The following is a 24,032-nucleotide window of genomic DNA, read 5'->3' as shown; positions in this document are numbered from 1 at the left end:
AATAATAAATATGAATATTGAAGAATTAAAACATGGGGTGGAGGAATTTGATAAAAAGCTTGGCTGGAACAAGACGGAAATCAAAGAGATTATTAATTTCATGCAGGAGGAATTGGATAATTTAAAAGCCGGCGGATACAATAGAGAAAGGATTGACCATCTTCTAACTGACCTACTAATGCTCGTTATGCAGGCTGGCTATAAAAATCAAACTGATTTTAAGAAGGAAATAGAAAAATGGTTTATAGAAACTGAAAAAACGATTATAAAATAGCCCGGCAAAATGCCAGGCTATTTTATAATCTAGCTCTATTTTAATTTTCTACGGCATCTTGGAGCTAAATTTCGCAAATTCGTAGAAGAGAAACGAAAATAAAATTACCATAATAATCGGCGCGACAAAGGAGGCGTAATTTCTTTTCCCTGGCCGAAAGAGGCGAAGGAGAAGGGAGTTGGAGACCACGGATATTGAGCTTAAAGCCATAGCCAGGCCGGCTAGTTCCGGTTTTAGGACTAAGCCAAAGCCCATAAATACCCGGGCGGCAATCGGGATGCCGATAACGTTATAGAACAGGGCAAAAAACATATTCTGCTTTATTTTACCCATTGTTTCCGCGGACAGTTCAAAGGCGGTTACGACATCGCGCAAATCATTTCGCATGATTATGATGCCGCCGGTTTCCATAGCCACGTCGGTCCCGGAACCCATGGCAATGCCTAAATCAGCTTGCGCCAAAGCCGGAGCGTCATTAATACCGTCTCCAACCATGGCGACTTTCTTTCCGTCCGCCTGCAATTTTTTAACCTCTTTTGCCTTGTCTTCGGGCAATACTTCAGATAAGACGTAATCGATTCCTGCTTGCGCGGCAATCGCTTTAGCGGTCCGTTCATTATCGCCGGAAATCATATAGACTTCGAGTCCCATATCCTTTAATTTTTCGATCGCCTCGCGGGAAGTTTTCCGGATAGTATCCGCTACGCCGACCGCGCCTAAGATTTCTTTTTCATTAGCTAAAAGCATTACGGTTTTTCCTTCATTTTCCAGTTTTGCGATCTGCGCTTCCAGCTTTCCGATTGGCAGTTTAGCGGTTTGAGAAATTAATTTTCGGTTGCCTAAATAATATTTTTCTCCGCTGATTTCGCCCGTTACGCCCAGCCCCGGAATTGCCTTAAATTTTTCCACTTCGCTCAATCCATTCTTTTCTATTTCAGCTTTGTTAAATATCGCTTCGGCTAAAGGATGCTCGGATTGTTTCTCTAAACTGGCGGAAATGGATAATACTTTATCACTATCAGTTTTCCCAAACCCCACAATATCGGTTACTTCCGGTTTGCCTTTAGTTATCGTCCCGGTTTTATCAAAAATAATGGCGTTTATCTTTTCTACTGCTTCCAAAGGTTCTCCGCCTTTAATCAGGATGCCGTACTCGGCGCCTTTACCGGTTCCGACCATGAGAGAGGTTGGCGTAGCGAGTCCCAGGGCGCAAGGGCAGGCAATAACAATAACGGCGGTAAAGGCCATTAACGAGAAGGCAAGGGTGGCGTTTAGGAAAAAGAACCAGACGATAAAAGTAAGGACAGCTAAGCCGATTACTATCGGGACAAAATACGCGCTTATTTTATCGGCAAAAGACTGGATCGGCGCTTTTGATCCCTGGGCTTCTTCGACTACTTTAATTATCTGGGCTAAGGTCGTTTCTTCCCCTATTCTCGTTACCTTAAATTCAAAACTTCCAGTCTTATTAATCGTCCCGCCAATAACATTATCTCCTAAACTCTTTTCCACTGGGATTGATTCGCCGGTCAGCATGGATTCGTCAATCGAAGAGGCGCCTTTTACTATTTGTCCGTCAATCGGAATGGCTTCACCTGGCCGGACAATAATTATATCGCCTTTTTTCACTTCGTCGATTGCCAAATCCATGGTTTGATTGCCGCGCACCACCCGGGCGGTTTTCGCCCTTAACCCCATTAACTTTTTTATCGCGTCTGACGTCCGCCCTTTGGTCCGAGCTTCAAGGAGCTTGCCTAATACTACGAAAGTTATCAGGAAGGCGGCGGTTTCAAAGTAGAGGTCTGGAACCATTTCGCCGTTTTGGCCGATTATCGAGCCAGTGCGCGAGGCATAAATAAGAAGATTTGCGAGGCTATAGAAAAAGGCGGTCGAAGTGCCAATGGCAATTAGCGAATCCATGTTAAAAGTTTTCATCTTGAGGCTTGACCAGGCGCCTTTATAAAATCCCAAGCCGATATAAAACTGGATCGGGATGGTTAAAAGGAGTGAGATCAGGCCGTGATAAGGGATAAGAGCGCGGCCGGGAAGCGTTGGGAAAAAACCGTTTAGCATGAAGTAAACCAGCGGCAAAGACAAAATCAAGCTTATTAGAAATTTATTAGTCTGGGTTTTTAATTCTTTTTCTTTTCTTTTAGCTTCATCTTTTTCGCTTAATCCAGCGATGGCGCCATACCCGGCTTTTTCTATTACCTTAATAATCGCGCCTGTTTTTATTTCGTCTTCTTCGTAGATTACTGTAGCTTTTTCCGAAGCTAAATTAACGCTCGCGTTTTTTACGCCCGGAAGCTTTTTAACTGAACGCTCAATAATCGCGGCGCACGACGCGCAATGCATGCCCGAAATATTAAGCTTTAAAATTTTTGGCATATGATTATTCTCTTACTACTTCATAATTGGTCCCTTCGAGCGCCTTTTGGATTTCACTAAGAGGAATCTCCCGATCCGCCTCCACTTCAGTTTCCCCGCCCAAATCTTTTATCCTTACTTCTTTTACTCCTTCGATTTCACCGATCATGGACTTGGAAAGCTCAATACAGGCTTCACAGTTAAAATTTTTAATCTTGAATTTTATGGTTGCCATACGTTTGTTGGTTTAATATTTAATATTATTGAACTGAACTTTGGCCGCATCCGCAAGTTCCGCCGGAGGCCATGGCACAGCCGCCTGAAGCGCAGCCTCTCGAAGACCCATCGCAGCTTCCGCCAGTTTTTTTAACGGCGGCAGTTAAATCATTTTCTGCCGCTCCTTGTCCGGTCTCGTCAACCACGTTAAATACTCCGGTGTACATTCCCATTGAGCAGGAAAACTTTAGGGTGCCGGTTTCCGCAGGCGTAAACTCAATTATGTTTTCTCCGGCCACGAGGCTCTTAACAATATTGTATTTGGACAATACAATAGTGGAAGCGCAGGAATTAGGGGCTTGGGCGTCAATGACCCATCTTACCGGAATGCCTTTTTTAATCGTAAACCGGTTCGGGGTATATCCATTCGAAACTTCGGCCATCTTAACTACCTGGACGTTGTTTTCCATCGTAACGTTCGGATCGCTTTGGACAGCATTAACCTCATTCCTTCCGGCCTCCCCAAAAGAAAGGCCAGTAAGGTTGTATCCGTTAATAAGATTAAAGAGGGCGAATATTATTACAAGAAGGCCGGCGAATTTAAAAAAACGCCTGGCAAAAATTCCTTTTACTAAAGCGGTAATTCCGCCGACGCCTAAAAGGCCGGGGGCAGTGCCTAGAGCAAAAGTTCCCATAACCAAGGCGCCGGTCTGGAAACTGCCGGTCGAAACCGCGAATAATTGCATGGCCTGGGTAAATCCGCAAGGAAGAAAAAAAGTCAGGGCGCCCAAGAGCGCTGATTTCAGGTGGCTGTATTTTCCGGCTTCGGTTTTAATCCCAAGCCCGCGGCTAATGAATTTAGGCAGAGTCAATTTAAAAGAGTTTAAACCCGGAAAAATTCCGATTAGCTGAAGGCCCATTAAAAGCATAATCAGGGCGACAATAATCGTCAGGCCGCCAAGCGTTAAGCCGTTAAACTGGAATACGGAACCGATTATCCCTAATACTCCGCCCAAAAGGGCAAAGCCCAGGATCCGCCCCAGGTTAAAAAACAGGTGGGGCTTAAACTTTTGGAAGGCCGTGGCTTCGGGGTGCGCGGCGCCAAAGCGCGCCGCAGTCCCTAAGACTAGACCGCCGACTAACGCCATGCAAGTCGAAAATCCGGCGGTTACTCCGATTAAGAGGACGACCGGGAGACTGCCAGGCTGCGTGAGAGAGCTGCCAAAATTAATTCCGGTAATGCCAAAACTTTTTAGCGCTAAATAGACACCGAGTATGACTGCCAAGGCAAGGCCCAAGTCTTTATAATCGTTTATATCGCGGCTTATCCGGCCCGCGTCTTTTTCCGCGCCGATTTCATAGCCAGCCGAGCGGATAGCTTTTTCTATTTCTTTTGTCCGAGGCTTCTGGGCTTCGTAATGAATTTCCGCTATTCCCCTTTTATGGTTTAAAACTGATTTTTTCACGCCGGTAACTTCCTTCAACTTATCTTCAATAAGCATTTCGCAGGATTTACAGTGCATGCCTTTAATCGGTATAGTTAATTTTTTCATATGTTTATTCGCTTATATTTAATCTTATTCTATTTGCTTGATAAATACAAAAACATCCCGAAAAAAGGATGTCCGCGGTTAAACATAAAACTATTCTTTTTTAAATATTGAGGAAATTAACCCGGCCTCGGGCGGCGGAAGATCTAAAAATAGATATCCCGAAGAATTATAATAAATCTGATAACTGCCGTATCCGGTCAGAGCCTGGGCCGGAATTATTATCGGATGAAAGCCGTCTTTTTCTTTTGGAAGATCAGTCAGGCTGGTCTTTTCATGGTTAGCGCAGCAAGGAAGGACTGTATTTCCGTTTTGACTATCTGAATCAGCGCTTAGGCCTTTGGCAGGATGGACAACAGGAGCTTCGGCTCGCGTCGCGTGCCCGCCGCAAGTGCCCATCACAGGCCGCGGCATCGCGCGACTAGTCGGTTGTTCTTCGCTCGCCATTGCCGGGATTGGTAAAAGCAAAACGCAAAAATTTAAGCCGCTTAGTATAAATACCGAGAGTGAAATTACCCCCCAAGTTTTATTAAAACTTCTTTTCATTTTTTTAAATTACTCAATACAGCAGTCGATAGCCTTCTTAACCAGTTCACCCAGTTTTCCCATAAAGCCTTTTCTTTCAGCCTTAGGAGTATTTTCCGCTTCATGCTTATTAATCGCGTCCTCGTCAATTTTTTTCACGCCCTCTACTCCTATCACTTTTAAATTCAAGCCCCAAAATAACGAATAAAGGTCATAGGCTTTTTGAAATAAATCATTAGCTTCTTCCTTTTTTCCCATTTTATGCTGCTTGGTTCCAACTTCCATTAAACGCATGGAGGCGGCGAGTAAATGTTTGGAAATGCACCACTGTTCGCCTTCCGGGTCTTTAACAATTTTTCGAAGCAGATCGCCGCGCATCGCCCGGGCTTCTTGGAGCAGGTCGTAATACTCAGGCTTACCGAGCTTCGCTCCGGTAAAAAAGAAATGCTCTTCTATTGAAACCAGGTTCATAATTGCAATCGACAAATCCTGATCCGAGGACAAATCCATCTTGTCCTGTTTTTTCATATTATCCACCTTGGCGATAAATTCGTTTAGTTTTTGGGCGTCCATATTTTTTTAATCGGCATTACTGATTAAAATTTTGCCGATTATTTAGTGATGAAGTAAAAAATTGCGCTTAAAATAAGGAGGGCGCTGACCGGCATAACGACTTTTTGAAAAGGAAAGTATGCGTGCCCGTCGTTTCTTCGTTTCAGGTAATGATAGAGCCAGGCCGCCCCCCAGAAAACCAAACTGCCGGAGAGAATTCCTAAAAGCAATTTGTCGATTCCCCAAAGTTTGTTGCCGGAAAGGTGGACAAAATTGCTATAATAAAGAGAGAAGTAGATTAATACATAATATCCGATTATAACGGCCGGTCGGTCGTAAGGAAAGCGCCATTTTTTCCCATCCAGCCAATCCATTGTCCAATAGATCAAAGAAACTGTCAATCCGCCGATCCAGACGCCGGCTATCGTATCGTCAACGCCGAGCCATCTTGATAAACCCATAGCCGCCACGACCGTAACCGTGCAAACCGGACAAATCGCTTGGGCAAAGCTCGCTTTAAGGAGCCCGAAAAGCGGTATTAGTATGTAAAAAACCATCATAATTAAACTGCGCTATTTTTTACTTAAATAATCAATAATCGGCTGGTCGCCTTCAAAGCACCGGCCGTTGTCCCATAAGAAGGGAACCCCGACCTTGTCGATCGCTAATCCGCAATCAACCGCTTTCTCGCCCAGTTCCGCATTATTGGCTTTGTTTTCAAAAACTTCTTTGCGGATAATTTTTATCTTTTCGTCGATTTTATTATTGGCAATAAAATCTTCCACGTTTTTGCAATGCGGGCAAGTACTGCCGTAGTAAAGAATTAAGTCGGTGTTTCCGCCGTTCACCTTCCCAGCCGGCTTTTTGGAAAAATAAAAGTAGCCGGCAATGGCCGCTATTATCAAAACCCCAATAATTAAGTATTGCTTTTTCATAATTATTACTCCATTTGTATATTTTCATTCTACTCATTTATTGGAAAAAAGACAAATGTCCATTCTCTTCCGGCTAGATTGCATTTATTCGAATTTTCAGCTAAAATAAACCCATAATTACTCATTTCTCGACTAAAATTTCTAACTTTATGGCAGTTATAACTAACCAGGAAAAAATTAGAGAAGTATTAAGCCGCGGAGTGGAAAAAATCTATCCGTCTTACGAAGCCTTGGAAAAAGTTTTAATGTCCGGCCAACGGATCCGCCTTTACTGCGGCTTTGACCCAAGCGCCGAAGCCTTGCATATTGGGAATGCCATCCAGCTAAACAAATTAAGGCAGTTTCAGGAGTTGGGCCATGAAGTCATCTTTTTAATCGGCGATTTTACCGGAATGATCGGTGATCCGACCGACAAAACGGCCACCCGGAAAAAACTGACCCGGGAAGAAGTGCGAGCTAACGCTAAAAATTACAAAAAGCAGGCAGGTGCTTATCTGAATTTCAAAGGCGAAAATCCGGCGCAAGTCATGTATAACTCAAAATGGTCAGACAAAGTAACTTTTAAAGACCTGATTGAAATTACGTCAAATTTCACGGTTCAGCAGATGATCCAAAGAGATATGTTCCAGGAAAGGATGAAAGATGAAAAGCCGATTCACTTTCATGAATTCCTTTACCCAGTTGCCCAGGGGTATGATTCGGTCGCTATGGACGTTGATTTGGAAATCGGCGGGAATGACCAGATGTTTAACATGATGTGCGGCCGGGATTTGATGCGGGCCATGCGTAACAAGGAAAAATATGTTTTGACCACTAAGCTCCTGGCTGACCCGAACGGCGCGAAAATGGGCAAAACCGAAGGCAACGCCGTATTCATGAATGAAACGCCGGAAAACGTGTACGGCCAGGTGATGAGCTGGCCGGACGGTATAATTGACCAAGCTTTTGAATTGGCAACCATGGTTCCGGCGGAAGAAGTAAAAAAAATCCAGGAAGATTTGAAGAACCCAAACACCAACCCCCGCGATTTAAAGATGAAACTGGCTTTTGAGATCACTAAAATTATCCATAACCAGGCTAAAGCCAAAAAAGCCCAAAAACATTTTATTAAAACCGTCCAGCATAAAGAAATTCCAGATGAAGTCAGGGAGCTTAGCATGTCATCAGGAACGCGAAATATTGTTGACCTCTTGGTCAGCGCCAACCTGGTCGCCAGTAAAGGCGAGGCTCGAAGGCTGATTGAGCAAGGCGGGATAAAAATTAATGGCGAAGCGGTTAAAGACGCCAACATGAATATAGAAACAAAAGAGGGCATGATTATTCAGCGGGGAAAAAGGCAATTTGTAAAAATTTCAATTAGATAAATATGAACTCATTAAATAAGGTGAAAGCGCATGCCGCGGAGAAGGTTAATAAAGCGTTAAAACGAAAGCTCGTAAAACCAGACAGCTTTATTTATCCCCCGAATCCCGAATTCGGCGATTTGAGCTTGGCTTGCTTCGAATTGGCGAAACAACACAAGAAAACCCCAATCGAACTCTGTTCTGAATTGGTAAATAAAATTCCGGCTGATAAAATTATTGCCGGCGTCAAAGCGGTTGGACCGTATTTAAATTTTACTTTTAATAAAACCAATTTAACTGAATCGGTGTTAAAGGAAATCGGAAAAGAAAAGGATAAGTATGGCGCGAATAAAACCGGCAAGAGTAAAAAGGTGATGATTGAATTCTCTAACGCCAACACTCATAAAGAATATCATGTCGGGCATTTAAGGAATCTCTGCTTCGGCGATTCAGTTAGCCGGATTTTAGCCGCAAACGGCTTTAAATCGATTCCGGTTTCTTATATTAATGACTTTGGCATTCACGTTGCCAAAACAGTTTGGAAATTAAAGAACAGGGGCATGAAAGACATTCCTCAAAACAAAGGTTTTTATCTCGGGCAGATCTACGCCCAAGCCACGAAGGAATTAAAGGAAGATGAAAAGGCTAACCTAGAGGTCCGCGCAATAATGAAAAGCATAGAAAGCCGCAAAGGCGAGGACCATAAGCTGTGGTTTAAAACCCGGGAATGGAGTATTGACCAGTTTGATAAAATCTACGCCGAACTGGGCGTAAAATTTGATAATATTTTTTACGAAAGCGAATTCATCGAAAAAGGCAAGGACCTGGTATCCGAGCTATATGAAAAGCGCGTTCTAAAACGAAGCGAGGGGGCGATTATTGCCGATTTAGGCGAGAGTCTGGGCGTACTGGTTATTGTCCGTACGGACGGCACGACTACTTATCCGGTGGCTGACATCCCTTTGGCTTTGGAAAAATTTAAAAAATACAAACTAGATAAATCCATATATGTCGTGGATGTCCGCCAGAGCCTGTATTTTAAGCAACTTTTCGCCATCTTAGAAAAGCTCGGAGTAAAAAAAGAAATGGTCCATTTGGCTTATGAATTCGTAAAGCTCCCTTCGGGAATGATGTCTTCGCGCGAAGGGAATGTTATTACTTACGAGGATTTAAAAGAAAAACTTTTGGAAAAAACTATAAGTGAAACCAAAAAGCGGCACGAAAATTGGAACAGCGCGAAAATCAACCAGACCGCCTGGAAAATCGCGGTTGGGGCGGTTAAATTTGAGATGATAAAAGTCAGCGCCGGAAGCGTTATCACGTTTGATATTGATCAGGCCCTGCGCTTTGACGGCTTTACCGCCGCGTATTTACAATACACGTTCGCGCGCGTTTCCAGCATCCTCCGCAAAGCCGGAAAACAAAGCGCCAAGGCTGATTACAGCCAGCTAGCCGAGCCCCGGGAACATCAATTGATTTTAAAACTTTCTAAATATCCGGAAATTACTGAAAAGGCGGGAAAAAATTACGACCCGGCTGAAATCGCTAAATATTTATTTGAGCTGGCGCAGATGTTTAATGATTATTACCACAACATACCGGTATTAAAAGCCGAGGATAGCGCGCGGCAAGCTCGATTAGCATTACTTTCATCCGTTAATACGGTTATTAATAATGGACTCAATCTTTTAGGAATCGAAATCCTTGAAGAAATGTAATTTCATGAACTCAAAGTACGCTTCGCGGGGCGGAGAAAAGCTGGAGCATGCCTTAGCGCAATTTAATATTGATGTTAAAGACAAAATTTGCGCCGACTTTGGGGCTTCGACCGGCGGCTTTACTGATTGCCTCTTAAAGCACGGCGCTAAAAAAGTGTATGCCGTGGAAACCGGCTACGGCCTCCTTGATTGGAACTTAAGAAACGACGCCCGAGTAGTTGTTATGGAACGGACTAACGCCATGCACGTCGAGCTTCCCGAGCTTGTGGATTTTATTTCTATCGACACCAGCTGGACCCGGCAAAAAAATATTCTGCCAACCGCCTTGAAATTTTTAAAGCCCGGCGGAGAGATGATTTCGCTATTAAAACCGCATTACGAAGCACCCCGGCAATGGCTAAAAAAAGGCAAGGTGGATGAAGAGCGTTTAGACGAGATTGTTTTAATGGTAAAAGAGGAATTAAAGGAGATAAAGATTAAAGTTAAGGATATTATAAAGTCCCCGATAAGCGGAAAAAAAGGCGATAATATCGAGTACCTCGTTTGGATAAAAAATTGACAAGATAGAAAATTCAGCTATAATTACAATAAATTCAGATTTTTAAAGATGCTTTCTAACTGCCATGAGGCTATTCCCAGTAGCCAGTGGCTGACAAACTCTATGGCAAAAAACAACGACAACAGTAGCGACTTAATGCAAAAAATTGTCTCTTTATGCAAAAGAAGAGGCTTTATTTTCCCGGCCTGCGAAATTTACGGCGGCTTCGCGAACGCCTATTCTTACGGCCCTTACGGCACCGAACTGAAAAATAACATCAAAAGGCTTTGGTGGAAAAAATTCGTTTCCGGCCGGCCGGATATTGTCGGCATTGACGGCCCGATACTTTTACATCCCAAACTCTGGGAAGCTTCGGGCCACGTCGGCGGGTTTAACGACGCCATGGTTGATTGCAAAAAATGCAAAAAGCGGTTCCGGGCCGACCATATAGTCGAAGAAGCCACCGGAGAAGATATGGAGGGCAACTTAGAAGGCATGACCAAAGTTTTAAAAGAGAAAAAAATCAAATGCCCGAACTGCGGAGCTTCCGACTGGACTGAAGCCCGGACTTTTAACATGATGTTTAAAACCGAGATGAACGGGATTACCGACGCCGAAGGAAAAAGCCTTCCGGTCTATTTAAGGCCGGAAACCGCTGGCGCCATCTTCGTTGATTTTAAGAACGTTTTGGATTCAATGCGGGTAAAAATTCCTTTTGGCATCGCCCAAATCGGAAAAGCTTTTAGGAATGAAATCGTCGCCGGAAATTTCATCTTCCGTTTAAGGGAATTCGAGCAGATGGAGATCGAATACTTCATCCATCCAAAAACCGAGTGGGAGCCGCTGTTTGAAAACTGGCTAAAGCTCCAGGAAGAATTCGCCTTGGAAATCGGCGCGAAAAAAGAAGACGTGTCCCGCTACGAGCACCCGAAAGAAAAACTTTCCCATTACTCAAAGAAAACCATCGACACCATGTATAAATTTCCTTTTGGCGTTAAAGAGCTTTACGGCATTGCCCACCGAAGCGATTTTGATTTAACCCAGCACGCGAAATTCTCCGGCCAAAAGTTGGAATATTTTGACGCCGAGAATAACGAGCGCTATGTCCCGCACGTCCTAGAACCCACCTTTGGCGTAGACCGGACTGTTTTAGTCGCGCTTTTAGCCGCCTATAACGAAGAAGAAGTGGAAGGCGAAACCCGGGTAGTTTTAAAATTCCCGAAAAAAATCGCCCCGATCCAAGCCGCCGTTTTCCCCTTAATGAAAAAAGGCGGCTTGCCCGAAGCGGCTATGGAAATTTTTAACAGCTTAAAAGATAAATTCGTTACCGAGTATGATGAAACCGGCTCCATCGGCAAGCGCTACCGGAGGCAGGACGAAATCGGCACGCCTTACTGCCTGACGGTTGATTACGACAGCCTGAAAGACCAGGCGGTAACTGTCCGCGACCGGGATTCGATGAAGCAAGAGAGAATTAAAATTGATGAGTTAGAGAGTTATCTCTCAAAAAATCTCAAATAGCTGCTACGGCCTATTTTATATTTATTTATTCCTCAATCGGCGGTAAACTTTTCTTCCGGCAATATAGAAAAGCCAGAGAATAAGAGCCCACATTAAGAGCATGGGCAAAGTGACAATCAGGAAGCTGATCAATCCGTCGATAAAATTCTGCCCGTTAATAAGAAGCATCTTAACCGACGCTTTTACGACCTGCAGCGGCCGCCAGGCATTGCTCTCGGGAACTATTGTCGCGTCTTCGGTTAAATAGACCGATATCGTTGACCTATCGGTTTGGGAATTCATGTAGCGGATCTGGCCTTCCATCAAGTCAATCTCGGTCCTTACTCTCGCCACCTCCTGGGTTACCGCTAAAATCTCTTCAATTTTCCCGGAACGATTCAGGAGGTCTACAAAAGATTTTTCCTCGGCTTTTTTATTTTTTAAACGCGCCTCCAAATCGATGTATTCCTGGGTTACATCCTGGGCGTTGGTTGACTCGCTTAAAACCTGGGTTGCCGCTTTCTTTATTTCGTTAAAAACTTTTTCAAAACTGGAATGCGGCACCCGGATAGTAATCGTTCCGCTTTTTAACCCGTTTGTTGTTTCATAAAAATCCGAAGAATAGACTTCGCCCTGATTTTCTTTCGCGATTTGTCCGATTTTTTCCGCCGCCGTATCAGCCTTTGCCACTGTAAGGCTCAAATTTCCGGTTTTGATTATTTTTTTATCAACTGCGTTAACATTATTTTGGGAAACGCTCTTTGCTCCCGGGCCGGATATCTCCTGATTAACATCTAAACTAGGCGATGACGCGACACCTCCCGCTTGACCTTTTTTCTCTTTTAGAATTGAAAAATCTTCAACGCTGGCTTCCCCGTAGCCCGAGCCACCCGGATTAATCGACAAATCGCCGTTTGACATTGTCGATCTATATACGATCGCCGACCGATTGGCATAGGAAAAAATGGCAAAGGCGATCCATGCCAAAAACAGGATGCCGATAGCTATTAAGCCTTTTTTAACAATCCCGGGCATGTTGTCTAGCATAGAGATTTTTATTAATTATTACTCATCAATTATAACATATTCTGCCTATTTAAGGCCATGTACAGATTTGGGGGCATAACAAAAATGCTCCTTTTTCGGGGCATTTTCAATTCGGCTTCATCATTAATTAATCGGCGTGCGTATAATATATTATAGCTTAGCTTGACGGAATAATTATTATGGACTAAAAAATTAGCTTAGGAATAGCTACTAGCGCCCCAATTATATGGATAGAGCGGAAAACAACGCCTTCGCACGGGCTTATAACGATTATGCGCCGATAATCTTGAAGCATATATATTTTCGGGTTTCTAATTGGGAGATGGCCCAAGACCTTACCCAGGAAACTTTTTTTAAAACCTGGCAATACATTTCCTCGGCAAATAACCAGGTTAGGGATTACAAAAAGTTTCTTTACATGGTCGCCAACCATTTGATTATCGACCATTACCGCCGCAAAGACAAGTACCCGGTATCTTTGGAAAGTGTCAGTCCTAAAAAGACAATCGTCGACCCGGTCCAGGAAAAAGAAATGGACATTAACATTGAAATGGAGACTTTTAAAAAATATCTTGGCGAACTTAAAAACCATCACCAAAAAATAATTACCTATCGCTATGTCGACCAGCTAAGCATAACCGAGATTTCCAGGCTAACCGGCCGGTCGCCCAATAACATAAGCGTTATCATCCACCGTGGAATGAAACTTTTAAAAAACAAGATCAAAAACGGCAACAATAAAATTGTTGCCGAATAAAAGCTCTGTTTTTCTAATTTATGACGCCCTCCCGGAAACGTTCTTTCATTTCGAGATTAATCCATTTATCGCCTGTTTTTAGTATTTCGGCTTTAAAAGCTTCAAATTCCTGCCGAAAAACTGCAAGCTCTTGCCGATTTTCCCCAGTACGGTTTCCCGTTCTTTGGAATAGAAATTACCTAAAACAAAAATTCTTGAAAAAAGCCTGCTATTAAAGCTTAAGGGATTCACTAGGTTTTTAGCCGATTTTCTTATATGCATATATTTAATTCAAATTATTAATGAAATATGTTAAATGGCAGAGCGTCTGGTTTCATATAGATTAATCAAACTGCTTCGCTATTGTAGCGGACGATAATTAAAAAATGATTAATATTTAATTCAATAATATGGCAAAAAGAACAGCGAAAAGAGGCTTTGCATCAATGGATCCGGAAAAACAAAGAAAGATTGCGTCGAAAGGCGGAAAAGCGGCCCACGCTAAAGGTACGGCCCATGAGTTCACCTCCGAAGAGGCAAGGAAGGCCGGAAAAAAAGGCGGTAAAGCCAGGGCAAAAACTCTGCGCCGAAGATAATATCATCTTAATTTAGAAAGGGGGTGAAATTATGATCACTGCAGGAAGCATAATTGCTTTTATAGTTATTGGGCTGGTGGCCGGCTGGATCGCTTCAGAAATTATGACCGGAAGCGGACTGGGGATTGCCGGCGATATGATAGTCGGCATAGTCGGGGCGTTGATTGGCGGCAATATATTTGCCTTGTTCGGGGTTGCGTCCATCGACTTTTGGATATCCCTTTTGACAGCCGCCGTTGGTTCGATAGTATTACTACTACTAACGGGTCTGATTCCTAAAAGCACCATCACTCATTCAAGATAAAAAATCGAAAGGCGGGCCGAAAGGCCCGGCTTTTTTATGATTTTTGATTACTGGACTAGAATCTTTTTTGCTGGTAATATTTAGCTATCAGAAATTCTTTTTTAATTTCTTATGCCAAAATTTTTCAGCCGCCAATTCAGGTTCAGCATGCTTACCGATTTTTCCCACTGGATTATGGACTGGATCGGGTCGGTATCATCTCTTTTAGTGCATACGCTTCTTTTTGGCGTCGCGTTTTCTTTGGTTTTTCTCGGATTCAATGCCGACAAGGTACTATTGATCATTACCACCCTGGTTTCATTGGAAGCGATTTATCTCGCCATTTTTATCCAGATGGCGGTAAACCAAAACATTAAAAGCTTGACCGAAGTCGAGGAAGACATCGACGAAATTCAGGAAGATGTAGATGAGATTCAGAAGGATGTCGACGAAATTCAGGAAGATGTAGATGAGATTCAGAAGGATGTCGACGAAATTCAGGAAGATGTAGAAGAAATCCAAAAGGAAGACGAGGAGGAAGAGCAGTTCGATGTCCAAAATAAGCGCTCTCTAGAAAAAATTGAAGGCCAGCTTCAAAACTTGATTAGCGAAATCGAAGCGATAAAAAACATTAAAAGGCCGAAAAAAACCGCCGCCCAAGAATACACATCCACTCAATCAAAAAACCGGGGATAGCCCGGTCTTTTTTATTAATATGATTTCTTCGGATTAATAGTTTAAAAATAAAGCCCCCTATTAGCCATAATAATAACCTTCCCGGCCGAAGCGGCATCAGGGCCGAAAGCTACTAGCCCGTAACGGTGGCCGGCCATGACAAAAATATTTTTATCTTTTACATCGGTTTGCTTAAACAATTTTTCTATTTCCCTGGCCATTGCCGGGGTGCCGTAAGCCGCTTTAGGAGAAGTGGCCGGAACTCTATTCTTTAATTTTTTCCATAGCTTTTGGTTATGGATGTGAATAACGCAGTTCGCGTTTTTATTTGACTTATATACTGCCGCGTGCGATAACGATTCGGAAGAAACTCTTACCGGGCCTTGGCAATTCAAACTATTCTTTTTAAAATCATAACCCGTAACCCGCGTATAATGCTTATTATTTAATTTCTTAAATTTTCCCGTAGCGCTTCCGGTGATTATAAACATATCGGTCCGGCCAATCCTTTGGCTTATATTCCCAAAACCGATTCCTTTTTTATCACTTCCAATCATTCCCAAAGCGTATAATTTTTTTCGCCAGTAATTGATCGTTTTTAATCTACCAGCCGGGATGGGTCTAGCTTCTTTCCAACGGCAGTCAAATTTAATATACCCGTCTTTTGTTTTAACAGGTTTCATGTTCGGGAAATAAATTTATTAAGCTTTTCTCATTTGGCTCGCAGATCCCGCGCTCGGTTACAAGGCCGGTTATAAGCCGGGCCGGAGTAACGTCAAAGCCGTAATTTAAGGCCGGGCTGGACGGCGGGCAGATTAATACTTTTTTTATGCTTCCGTCATGCCAGCCGGAAACATATTTAATTTCGCTTCCATCTCTTTCCTCAATCGGAATTTCTTTTTGGCCGTCCTTTATTTCCCAGTCAAAAGTCGAAGAGGGCAGGGCCACGTAAAAAGGAATATTATTATCTTTGGCGGCCAGAGCTTTTAAGTAAGTACCGATTTTATTGGCGGCGTCGCCGGTTCTCGTTACCCGGTCAGCGCCGACGATGACCATATCTACTAAACCATGCTGCATAAGGTGCCCGCCGGTATTATCAGCGATAAGCGTATGCGGGACGCCGTGCTGACCCAATTCCCAGGCGGTAAGGCCGGCTCCCTGGTTTCTTGGCCGGGTTTCATCCACCCAAACATGAATTTTAATTCCCCGATCATAGGCCGCGTACATAGGGGCGGTAGCCGAGCCATAATCAACAAAGGCCAGCCAGCCGGCATTGCAATGGGTTAATATATTTACGGTCTCGCCGTTTTTCTTTCGGCTTATTTCCTCAATTAATATTAAGCCATGCTCGCCGATTTTTTTGCAGTACGCCGCGTCTTCCTCGGCAATTTCATTGGCAGTTTTAAAAGCGGCGGTAATTTTTTCTTCGGGCGCGTCCTTGCTTCTAATAATTCTAAGCTGGCGTTCTACTGCCCAAGCCAAATTAACCGCGGTCGGCCGGGTGGTCTTTAACTTTTCTCCGACGCTTTCTATATAATCGTCAAAGGACGTGCTGTGAGCGGACTCCAAGGCGGCTAAATACATGCCATAACCGGCGGTAGCGCCGATTAATCCCGCTCCCCGCACTTTCATTTCTTTTATAGCCCCGGCCGCGTCTGCCACTGTCTTTAAATCCTCAATAATAAATTCATGCGGCAGGCGGGTCTGGTCGATAATTTGGATAATTTTCGGATCATCCGGCGAAATCCAGATAGTCCGATAATGCTGGCTTCCTGTTTTCATATAACCCAATTTTACCCCAATTAGCATAAAACACAAAATAAAAAACGGGCTATTAACCCGGTTTTTTTAACTCGTGCTTGTAGTCCCTAGGGGAATCGAACCCCTGTTACCAGGATGAAAACCTGGTGTCCTAACCACTAGACGAAGGGACCAAAATCAATCTTCAATCAACAATTATCAATTTTCAATAATTTTAGTAAAAGAAAAGCTCTTTGCCAGAGCTTGAATTATTATAACAAATTATCAGCGGTTGTCAATATTTTGGCTTAAATTTGACCACTTTCATTTACTTGTAAAATGCCGTAAGGTATAATAATATCAGGCAAATAACCAATTGATAATTTAAAATTGCCAATTGTTAATTGAAAAAAATGGCTTCAATCAAAAAACCAAAATTATTAGTCATTGACGGAAACGCCCTGATCCACCGCAGTTTTCACGCTTTGCCGGCAACGATGACAACTAAATCCGGCGAGATGACCAACGCGATTTACGGCTTTATTATGGTGCTTTTGAAGGCCCTAAAAGAACTAAAGCCCGAATATGTCGCTTTGACTTTGGATAAAAAAGACCGGACTTTCCGCCACGCGGCCTACGAACAATATAAAGCCCACCGGGCGGCGGCTCCGATGGAATTATACAAACAAATTCCGCGAATTAAGGAAGTCTCCCGGGCTTTTGGCATCCCAATTTATGAAATGTCCGGCTATGAGGCGGACGATTTAATTGGAACAATTGTCCAGACAGTCGACGGGGCGGTCGATAAAATAATCGTTACCGGCGATTTGGATACCTTGCAGCTAGTTAATCCGCACACCAAAGTCTATACCATGAGCCACGGCCTTTCGGATAATGTAATCTACGACGAAAAAAAGGTCAAAGAAAGGTTCCTGGGATTGGTTCCCGCCCAAATGGTCGATTACAAGGCTTTGCGCGGCGACCCTTCGGACAATATACCGGGAGTGCCCGGCGTCGGAGAAAAAACCGCCATAGAACTTTTATTAAAGTTCAAAACTTTAGATGGCGTATATAAATATCTTGAAGGAAAGAAAAAAACGGACAAAATCAAGCCGCGCATCGCGCAATTATTAGCTGAAAACAAGAAGCAGGCGTATTTAAGCCAAAAACTGGCGCGAATTGAATGCCGCGTTAAAACCGATTTTAGCTTGGCCAATTCGAAATTCGGCCGATATGACAAAGAAAAACTGGTTCAGCTGTTAAGCGAACTGGAATTCAAATCTCTCCTTCCAAAAATCAGGGAAATAGACGCCCAATTTACAATAAACCAGGGGCTGTCACCCGGAGGAAAAATAAAAAAAGATTCCGGCGGGGAGAGCGGCCAGGCCAGGGCCGGATCCGGCGAAGATAAATTCGAAAGAAATAAAAAACTTTTCAGCTACCGGCTGATTGACGATGAAAAAGAATTTGAAAAATTCGTTAAAGAATTAAAAAAACAAAAGATATTCGCCATCGATACGGAAACTTCGGAATTTGATCCGCATTGTTCTCTTTTACTCGGCGTCAGCTTTTCCTGGAAAGAAAAAGAGGCGTATTTTGTTAAGGTAAAAAACGTCCTGGGGGCCTGCGAAGCCAAGGCCAGAAATTTAAATCTATTTGATCAAAGCGCCAGCGCGAAAGAAGATATTTTTCCGGCTGCTTCGGCCGGCAAAAAAGGCATTGAACTGGAAAAAATTGTTTCCCGCCTGAAACCAATTTTAAATAATCCGAAAATAAAAAAAGTCGGGCAAAATATAAAATTTGATTATAAAATATTGAAGGCTTTCGGAATGGAAATGGAAGGAATATATTTCGATACCATGATCGCTTCTTACATTCTAAATCCCGGAACGCGCCAGCACGGACTGGACGCTTTGGCTTTTTCCGAATTCGGCTTTGAAAAAATTTCCAAGGAAGAGCTTTTGGGGAAGGGAAAAAATAAAATTTCATTTTCGCAAATTTCGGCGGAAAATTTAAGCCTTTATTCCTGTGAAGATGCCGATTTTACGGCTAGGTTAGCCAAAAAATTAGAAAAAGAGCTAAAGGCGCAGGACCAGATAAAATTATTCTTTGGCATTGAGATGCCTATAGTACAAATTTTAGCGGACATGGAATTAACCGGCGTAAAAATCGATACTGATTTTTTAAAAGCCATGGGAAAAAATATCAACCGCGATATAGAAAAACTGGAAGAAAAAATTCTCAAGCTGGCCGGAAAAAAATTCAATATAAGCTCTACCCAGCAGTTAAAAGAAGTGCTCTTCGTTGATCTTGGAATTTCTACCGCCGGGATCGGGAGAACCAAAACCGGGATATCAACTTCGGCCGATGAATTAATTAAAATGCGCGATCGGCATCCGATTATTCCTCTAATCATGGAATACCGCGAATTAACCAAGCTGGAAAGCACCTACATCCGCGCCTTGCCGGAATTAATTACTAAACCGACCGGGCGCCTGCATACGAGCTTCAACCAGGCAATAACTTCAACCGGCCGGTTGTCTTCAACCGAACCGAACCTGCAAAATATTCCGATACGCACCGAACTGGGCCGGGAGATAAGAAAAGCGTTTATCGCCGAAAAAGGCTGCCGGCTTTTGTCGCTTGATTATTCCCAAATCGAATTGCGTTTGGCCGCTCATGTTTCCGGCGATAAAGTAATGACGAGGGCTTTTCGCGATGGTCTAGACATTCATAAATCAACCGCCGCTGAAATTAACCAGGTCAAATTAGAAGAGGTGACGCCGCAGATGAGAAGGGAAGCTAAAGCCACTAATTTTGGAATATTGTACGGCCAGGGTCCGCATGGACTTTCTCAAAACGCGGATATCCCCTACGATCGCGCCAAAGAATTTATCGACAAATATTTCGCGGCCCACACTGGAATTAAAAAATATATCGAAGACAGTCTAGAAAAAGCCAAAGAAAAAGGCTATGCCGAGACCATGTTCGGACGGAAAAGATATTTGCCGGAAATCAATTCTTCGGTGATGCAGATTAAAAAGGCGGCCGAGCGGATGGCCATCAACACGCCCTTACAGGGCGCGGCCGCTGATATCATGAAACTGGCCATGATTAAAGTAGCCGAAGCTTTGCCGGAAGTAAAAATTAAAAATCTGAAAGATTCTTCCGCCAGAATGCTTTTGCAAGTGCATGATGAATTATTATTTGAAGTGCGCGAAGATGAGGCTGAAAAATGGGCCAAAATAATTAAAGATATAATGGAGAACGTTGTAAGTCTTAAAATTCCGATTGAGGTTGAGGCCAAAGTCGGGAAGAATTGGGGAGAGATGGAGGTTGTCGGATAAAAGAAAACCGGGGCGGAAATTGCCCCGGCGGGTCTAGAACATGCCCAGCCTTTTGGCCATGCTAGTCAATGTGTTTGGCAATTCGTAGCAAGCCAAGGCTATCCGTCCGAAGAACCGCTTTAGGAAGGCGGGATAAAAGTACCGGATGCCTTCAAGGCCAACTATAATGCCAATTACAATGACCGCGAGAACGAGGCCAATGGCAATCGCCAGTTGATAGTTCGTGGCAATGTCTTTGGTTCTGATTACCAGCGCAAAAAATATACCGGCAACAAAACAGGCAAAGCTAACGCCTAGACTCGACAATGCCTCCAATAAGCCCATATCAATAATTTTCACTATGCCCTCCTCGCACGCTAAAAAGGAACATTAAAAATATTTTTGTCTTAACAAAACCTTGCCATAAATATGCCCCAAAGTCAACCGAAAAAAAAATCAATCGACACTTTCGCTTTTGAAAAATTTGAACTGGACAAATTCAGGAACGAGATCCGGTTCTTTTACCGCTTGGGAGAAAAAACAAATTTTGTCGAAACATTGAAGCTAAAAAATAAGGCCGCCTGGGACAAAATTAACAAAGCCGCCCTGAATGAAGCCCTGTTCGGCCTGCATTTGGCAATGGGCGTAAGCTATTGGAAAGCCTATTGCCCGAAAAAAATAATCATTAAATCGGGAGCCTTGAGCAAGGCCCAGGCCGATTATTGGAATAAGCTTTATACGATTGGACTGGGCGAATTCTATTATAAAAACAAAATTGATTTTAGAAAACTGGTCAAATTTCCTTTTGCTGATAAAAAAACTTTGCCGGTTAAGATAGGAATAAAAAACAGCTTTCTGGTACCGGTCGGCGGAGGAAAAGATTCCATAGTTTCAGCTGAATTATTAAATAGCGGGCATTTTAATTTCTCCTTATTTAGCCTCGGCGACAGTAAAATACAAAAAGAGGTGTCGAGGATAATAGGAAAAAAGCGGATTTTGTTTGAAAGGACTTTAGATAAAAAACTTTTAGGGCTAAAGGGGGCCTATAACGGCCATATTCCCATTTCATCCATTTATTCGTTTTCCGCGCTCCTGGCCGGAATCTTATATGGCTACAAATATATAATTTTTTCCAATGAGCAAAGCGCCAACTTTGGAAACGTCAAATACCTGGGAAAAAATATCAACCATCAATATTCAAAGAGCTTTGAAGCGGAAAAAGATTTTAATAATTACGTGCAAAAATTCATCACCCCGGACATAACCACGTTCAGCCTGCTTCGGCCTTTTTCTGAACTGAAAATTTCCGAAATTTTCTCCAGGCATAAAAAATATTTTCCTTATTTTTCCAGTTGCAATAATAATTTTAAAATCAAAGGCAAGAGTAAAAAAAGGTGGTGCGGTAAATGCCCTAAGTGCGCTTTTGTTTTTTCCCAGCTTTCCGCCTTTCTTTCCAAGAAGGAACTATTGGGAATTTTCGAGAAAAACCTGTATGATGACCGGAAGCTTTTAGGCTTATATCTTGAATTACTGGGCAAAAAGGATATAAAACCCTTTGACTGCGTCGGTACGCCCGAAGAAGTAACAGCCGGAATGGAGCTGGCTTTAAAAAAGGGTGAATTAAATAACAGCTTTATTTTAAAGCAATACAGTAATAAAATAACGCCGGGTATAAAAAATAAAAGAGGCTTAATTAATGCCGCCTTGAAAATTCATGCGATAAATTTACCAGGCGGATTTGGAAAATTAATTTCTAAATCCAGATAAAGCTATGGGGTATAAAAATATTATAATTCTTGGTTTCGGGATTGAAGGTAAAAGTGCTTTTAGCTATCTTAAAAAAAAATACCCCAAAGCCGCTTTTGCCATTGCCGATAAAAATAAGATTGATTCCTCTTTTAGGGGGCGGACTTTCACCGGGAAAAATTATTTAAAAAACATCGGCGGATACGATTTGATCGTTAAGTCGCCGGGAATAAGCCTCCGTGAAAAAGATATTGCCAAAGCCGTAAAAAAAGGAGCCAGGCTTACTTCGGCGACAGAACTCTTTTTTGAAGCCTGCCGGGGAAAAATTATCGGCGTAACCGGAACAAAAGGAAAAAGCACCACTTCCACTCTAATTTACGAAATACTGAAGAAGGCGAAAATTAAGTCCTCGTTGGTCGGAAATATCGGCAACCCGCCGTTAGATTTTCTAGATAAAAATTCGGGTAAAGGAAAAATTTTCGTGTATGAGTTGTCGAGCTATCAGCTAAATGACTTGAAAAAAAGCCCCTGGATCGCGGTTTTTCTAAACATCTTTCCGGACCACATGCCTTATCACGGCAGTTTTAAAAATTATCAAAAGGCTAAGGCCAATATAGAAAAATTTCAGGGAGGCGATGACTGCTTCATTTATAATTCCGATTACCGATTCCTGGCTAACCTGGCGAAAAGCGCGAAAGGCCGGGCGGTAAGCTATACAAAAACCTGTTCGGCCAAGAATGGGGCAGTTTACTATAAGAATGAGAAAATCATTTCCCAAAAAGATATCAAGCTTTTAGGGAAACACAATCTAGAAAATATTTTCGCCTGTATAACGGCGGCTAAAATCCTAAAAGTTTCGAATACCGTTATCCGGGAGGCAATAAAAAATTTCAAAGGCCTTCCGCACCGGCTGGAATTAGCGCGCGTTTATAAAGGCATAAAATTTTACGACGACGCCATCTCCACTACGCCCGAATCAACTATCGCGGCAATTGAAGTGTTTGGCGATAATTTAGGAACAATAATATTGGGCGGCGAGAACCGCGGGTATAACTTTTCCCGTCTGGCTAAAATTATATTAAAATACCGGGTTAAAAATGTTGTTTTGTTTCCTGATTCAGGAGCTAAAATCTGGAAAGAAATCGTTAAGGCCTGCCGCGCCCGGGGCGAGAAGCTCCCCTTGAAGCTGGAAACCAAAAAAATGTCCCAAGCCGTAAAATTCGCCTATAAAAATACCGAAGAAGGCAAAGTCTGCCTTTTATCGACTGCCTCTCCCAGCTACAGCATATTTAAAAACTTCATAGACAAAGGAAATCAATTTAAGAAGGAAGTGAAAAAGCTTAAATAAACCAAGTATGATTATATTTCTTTACGGCCCGGATTCTTTTAGGGCCAAAAGAAAATTAGGCGAGCTAAAAGATAAATTCCGCCGGGAAATAGACATCGCCGGAAACGATTTGGTCGCGGTGGACGGCGAGAAAGCAACACTTAACCAAATTAACGAGCTGGTCAGCCCGGCATCATTATTTTCAAAAAAACGGATGGCGGTCATTGAGAATGTTTTCTCTAATAAGTCAGCCGGCCTTTTCGCCGAACTGCTGAAATTTTTAAAAAAGAACGAGAAAGGGGAAAATATAATTATTTTTTTAGACCCGGCTTCGTCAAAAGAAAAATTAGCCGGGGAAAAAAACGAACTTTTTAAATTTCTAGCCGCCCAGAAGTATTCCCAAGAATTCAAGGAACTCTCGCGCGAAGACTTGGCCCGATGGATAAAAAAGGAGATTTCGGATTTGGGCGCGTCAATTACGCCTAAAGCCCTCGACTTACTTATGGCTTTAGCGGAAAATTCCTGGCAGTTAAACAGCGAATTGGGAAAAATTGCCGCTTACAAGGCGGCGATTACCCCGGCCGGAGAAAAGGCGCAAATTGAGGAAAGCGACGTTCATGAGATGGTAAAAGGAAAACTGGATACCAATATTTTCGCCTTGACTGATTCCATCGGCGCCAAAAACAAAGCGCTGGCCCTAAAACTTTTAGAAGATCAATTCCAGTCCGGAGCCAACGACTCTTATCTCCTCTCTATGATTTTAAGGCAATTTAAGATTATTTTAGGCATCCGCCAGGCGCTGGACTCGGGCGGAAATTCGAGAAATATCGCTTCCATATTAAAACTCCATCCGTTTATCGTCCAAAAAGGAATGAGCCAGGCCCGATTTTTTAAAGTCGAAAACCTGAAGACAATAGTCAGTAAGTTAGTTGAAATCGACTTTGATCTAAAAACCGGGAAAGGGGATTTAAAAACTAATTTAAATCTTTTAATCGCCGGGCTAAAATAATATCGCGTCAGCCTATTAAAAATCCCTGC

Annotated in this window: 24 protein-coding genes, 1 tRNA gene and 1 pseudogene; 13 read left to right on the top strand and 13 right to left on the bottom strand. The window is 42.9% G+C overall.

All coding sequences use genetic code 11. The features are described 5' to 3' along the window. The first annotated feature begins 10 nt into the window (after nt 1-10). Nucleotides 11-274 carry a hypothetical protein gene (locus WC715_03120; GenBank protein MFA6171413.1) on the top strand — a complete coding sequence of 88 codons (264 nt, stop codon included), beginning with the start codon at nt 11-13 and terminating at the stop codon, nt 272-274. 48 nt (nt 275-322) lie between these two features. On the opposite strand, the gene WC715_03115 is transcribed toward WC715_03120, so the two are convergent. The 7 genes from WC715_03115 to WC715_03085 form a co-directional block, all read right to left on the bottom strand. Next, entirely contained in the window at nt 323-2,662 is a 2,340-nt protein-coding gene (locus WC715_03115; protein MFA6171412.1) for a heavy metal translocating P-type ATPase, read from the bottom strand. 4 nt (nt 2,663-2,666) lie between these two features. Then, nucleotides 2,667-2,876, bottom strand: a complete 210-nt coding sequence (locus WC715_03110; GenBank protein ID MFA6171411.1) for a heavy metal-associated domain-containing protein — start codon at nt 2,874-2,876, stop codon at nt 2,667-2,669. A gap of 25 nt (nt 2,877-2,901) precedes the next feature. Beyond that, nucleotides 2,902-4,410: a sulfite exporter TauE/SafE family protein gene (locus tag WC715_03105; GenBank protein MFA6171410.1), complete on the bottom strand. Its 1,509-nt coding sequence runs from the start codon at nt 4,408-4,410 to the stop codon at nt 2,902-2,904. Nucleotides 4,411-4,500: 90 nt separating this feature from the next. Continuing rightward, nucleotides 4,501-4,953 carry a hypothetical protein gene (locus tag WC715_03100; protein ID MFA6171409.1) on the bottom strand — a complete coding sequence of 151 codons (453 nt, stop codon included), beginning with the start codon at nt 4,951-4,953 and terminating at the stop codon, nt 4,501-4,503. 9 nt (nt 4,954-4,962) lie between these two features. Continuing rightward, complete coding sequence (locus WC715_03095; GenBank protein MFA6171408.1) at nt 4,963-5,505, bottom strand: hypothetical protein; 543 nt, start codon at nt 5,503-5,505, stop codon at nt 4,963-4,965. A 38-nt stretch (nt 5,506-5,543) separates the two neighbouring features. Further along, nucleotides 5,544-6,044: a hypothetical protein gene (locus WC715_03090; protein MFA6171407.1), complete on the bottom strand. Its 501-nt coding sequence runs from the start codon at nt 6,042-6,044 to the stop codon at nt 5,544-5,546. 12 nt (nt 6,045-6,056) lie between these two features. Then, nucleotides 6,057-6,419, bottom strand: a complete 363-nt coding sequence (locus WC715_03085) for a hypothetical protein (protein ID MFA6171406.1) — start codon at nt 6,417-6,419, stop codon at nt 6,057-6,059. A gap of 149 nt (nt 6,420-6,568) precedes the next feature. Between WC715_03085 and tyrS the strand changes: the two genes are divergently transcribed. From tyrS to WC715_03065, 4 genes are all read left to right on the top strand, one after another. Then, the gene (gene tyrS, locus WC715_03080) at nt 6,569-7,783 is read left to right on the top strand and encodes a tyrosine--tRNA ligase (GenBank protein MFA6171405.1); all 1,215 of its coding nucleotides are present in this window, start codon (nt 6,569-6,571) and stop codon (nt 7,781-7,783) included. 2 nt (nt 7,784-7,785) lie between these two features. Continuing rightward, nucleotides 7,786-9,480 carry an arginine--tRNA ligase gene (gene argS, locus WC715_03075; protein ID MFA6171404.1) on the top strand — a complete coding sequence of 565 codons (1,695 nt, stop codon included), beginning with the start codon at nt 7,786-7,788 and terminating at the stop codon, nt 9,478-9,480. A 4-nt stretch (nt 9,481-9,484) separates the two neighbouring features. Beyond that, nucleotides 9,485-10,039, top strand: a complete 555-nt coding sequence (locus WC715_03070) for an SAM-dependent methyltransferase (protein ID MFA6171403.1) — start codon at nt 9,485-9,487, stop codon at nt 10,037-10,039. 102 nt (nt 10,040-10,141) lie between these two features. Then, the gene (locus tag WC715_03065; GenBank protein MFA6171402.1) at nt 10,142-11,539 is read left to right on the top strand and encodes a glycine--tRNA ligase; all 1,398 of its coding nucleotides are present in this window, start codon (nt 10,142-10,144) and stop codon (nt 11,537-11,539) included. Between the two features lie 21 nt (nt 11,540-11,560). Here the strand turns inward: WC715_03065 and WC715_03060 are convergent, their stop codons facing one another. Then, on the bottom strand, nt 11,561-12,565 hold the full coding sequence (locus tag WC715_03060) for a DUF4349 domain-containing protein (GenBank protein MFA6171401.1): 1,005 nt from the start codon (nt 12,563-12,565) through the stop codon (nt 11,561-11,563). A gap of 226 nt (nt 12,566-12,791) precedes the next feature. On the opposite strand from WC715_03060, the gene WC715_03055 reads away from it, so the two are divergent. Then, nucleotides 12,792-13,322, top strand: coding sequence for a sigma-70 family RNA polymerase sigma factor (locus WC715_03055; GenBank protein ID MFA6171400.1), 531 nt, complete (start codon nt 12,792-12,794; stop codon nt 13,320-13,322). Nucleotides 13,323-13,400: 78 nt separating this feature from the next. Here the strand turns inward: WC715_03055 and WC715_03050 are convergent, their stop codons facing one another. After that, complete coding sequence (locus tag WC715_03050; GenBank protein ID MFA6171399.1) at nt 13,401-13,583, bottom strand: hypothetical protein; 183 nt, start codon at nt 13,581-13,583, stop codon at nt 13,401-13,403. Nucleotides 13,584-13,711: 128 nt separating this feature from the next. Here WC715_03050 and WC715_03045 point away from each other — a divergent pair. From WC715_03045 to WC715_03035, 3 genes and pseudogenes are all read left to right on the top strand, one after another. Further along, nucleotides 13,712-13,879: pseudogene (locus WC715_03045) on the top strand (KGG domain-containing protein). A gap of 49 nt (nt 13,880-13,928) precedes the next feature. Next, nucleotides 13,929-14,201 (top strand): GlsB/YeaQ/YmgE family stress response membrane protein, encoded by a 273-nt coding sequence (locus WC715_03040; GenBank protein MFA6171398.1) that lies wholly within the window; start codon nt 13,929-13,931, stop codon nt 14,199-14,201. Nucleotides 14,202-14,312: 111 nt separating this feature from the next. Beyond that, on the top strand, nt 14,313-14,876 hold the full coding sequence (locus WC715_03035; GenBank protein ID MFA6171397.1) for a DUF677 domain-containing protein: 564 nt from the start codon (nt 14,313-14,315) through the stop codon (nt 14,874-14,876). Between the two features lie 41 nt (nt 14,877-14,917). On the opposite strand, the gene WC715_03030 is transcribed toward WC715_03035, so the two are convergent. From WC715_03030 to WC715_03020, 3 genes are all read right to left on the bottom strand, one after another. Then, nucleotides 14,918-15,538: a class II aldolase/adducin family protein gene (locus WC715_03030; GenBank protein ID MFA6171396.1), complete on the bottom strand. Its 621-nt coding sequence runs from the start codon at nt 15,536-15,538 to the stop codon at nt 14,918-14,920. Next, complete coding sequence (gene mtnA, locus WC715_03025) at nt 15,525-16,637, bottom strand: S-methyl-5-thioribose-1-phosphate isomerase (protein ID MFA6171395.1); 1,113 nt, start codon at nt 16,635-16,637, stop codon at nt 15,525-15,527. Before mtnA ends, WC715_03030 begins: the two co-directional genes overlap by 14 nt. A gap of 80 nt (nt 16,638-16,717) precedes the next feature. Beyond that, nucleotides 16,718-16,789 (bottom strand) — tRNA-Glu (locus WC715_03020). 219 nt (nt 16,790-17,008) lie between these two features. On the opposite strand from WC715_03020, the gene polA reads away from it, so the two are divergent. Then, the gene (gene polA / locus WC715_03015; protein ID MFA6171394.1) at nt 17,009-19,942 is read left to right on the top strand and encodes a DNA polymerase I; all 2,934 of its coding nucleotides are present in this window, start codon (nt 17,009-17,011) and stop codon (nt 19,940-19,942) included. 33 nt (nt 19,943-19,975) lie between these two features. Here the strand turns inward: polA and WC715_03010 are convergent, their stop codons facing one another. Then, on the bottom strand, nt 19,976-20,266 hold the full coding sequence (locus WC715_03010) for a hypothetical protein (protein MFA6171393.1): 291 nt from the start codon (nt 20,264-20,266) through the stop codon (nt 19,976-19,978). A gap of 84 nt (nt 20,267-20,350) precedes the next feature. On the opposite strand from WC715_03010, the gene WC715_03005 reads away from it, so the two are divergent. The 3 genes from WC715_03005 to holA are packed head-to-tail and all read left to right on the top strand — an operon-like array spanning nt 20,351 to nt 24,003. Then, nucleotides 20,351-21,688, top strand: coding sequence for a hypothetical protein (locus WC715_03005; GenBank protein ID MFA6171392.1), 1,338 nt, complete (start codon nt 20,351-20,353; stop codon nt 21,686-21,688). A 4-nt stretch (nt 21,689-21,692) separates the two neighbouring features. After that, a complete protein-coding gene (murD, locus tag WC715_03000; GenBank protein MFA6171391.1) occupies nt 21,693-23,015 on the top strand; it encodes a UDP-N-acetylmuramoyl-L-alanine--D-glutamate ligase in 1,323 nt (440 codons plus the stop codon). A 7-nt stretch (nt 23,016-23,022) separates the two neighbouring features. Beyond that, on the top strand, nt 23,023-24,003 hold the full coding sequence (gene holA, locus WC715_02995; protein MFA6171390.1) for a DNA polymerase III subunit delta: 981 nt from the start codon (nt 23,023-23,025) through the stop codon (nt 24,001-24,003). Nucleotides 24,004-24,032 lie beyond the last annotated feature (29 nt).

This window comes from Patescibacteria group bacterium (assembly GCA_041661505.1).
Lineage (GTDB): Bacteria > Patescibacteriota > Patescibacteriia > Patescibacteriales > JBAZCA01 > JBAZCA01.
This window is presented reverse-complemented; position numbering and strand designations above follow the sequence as displayed.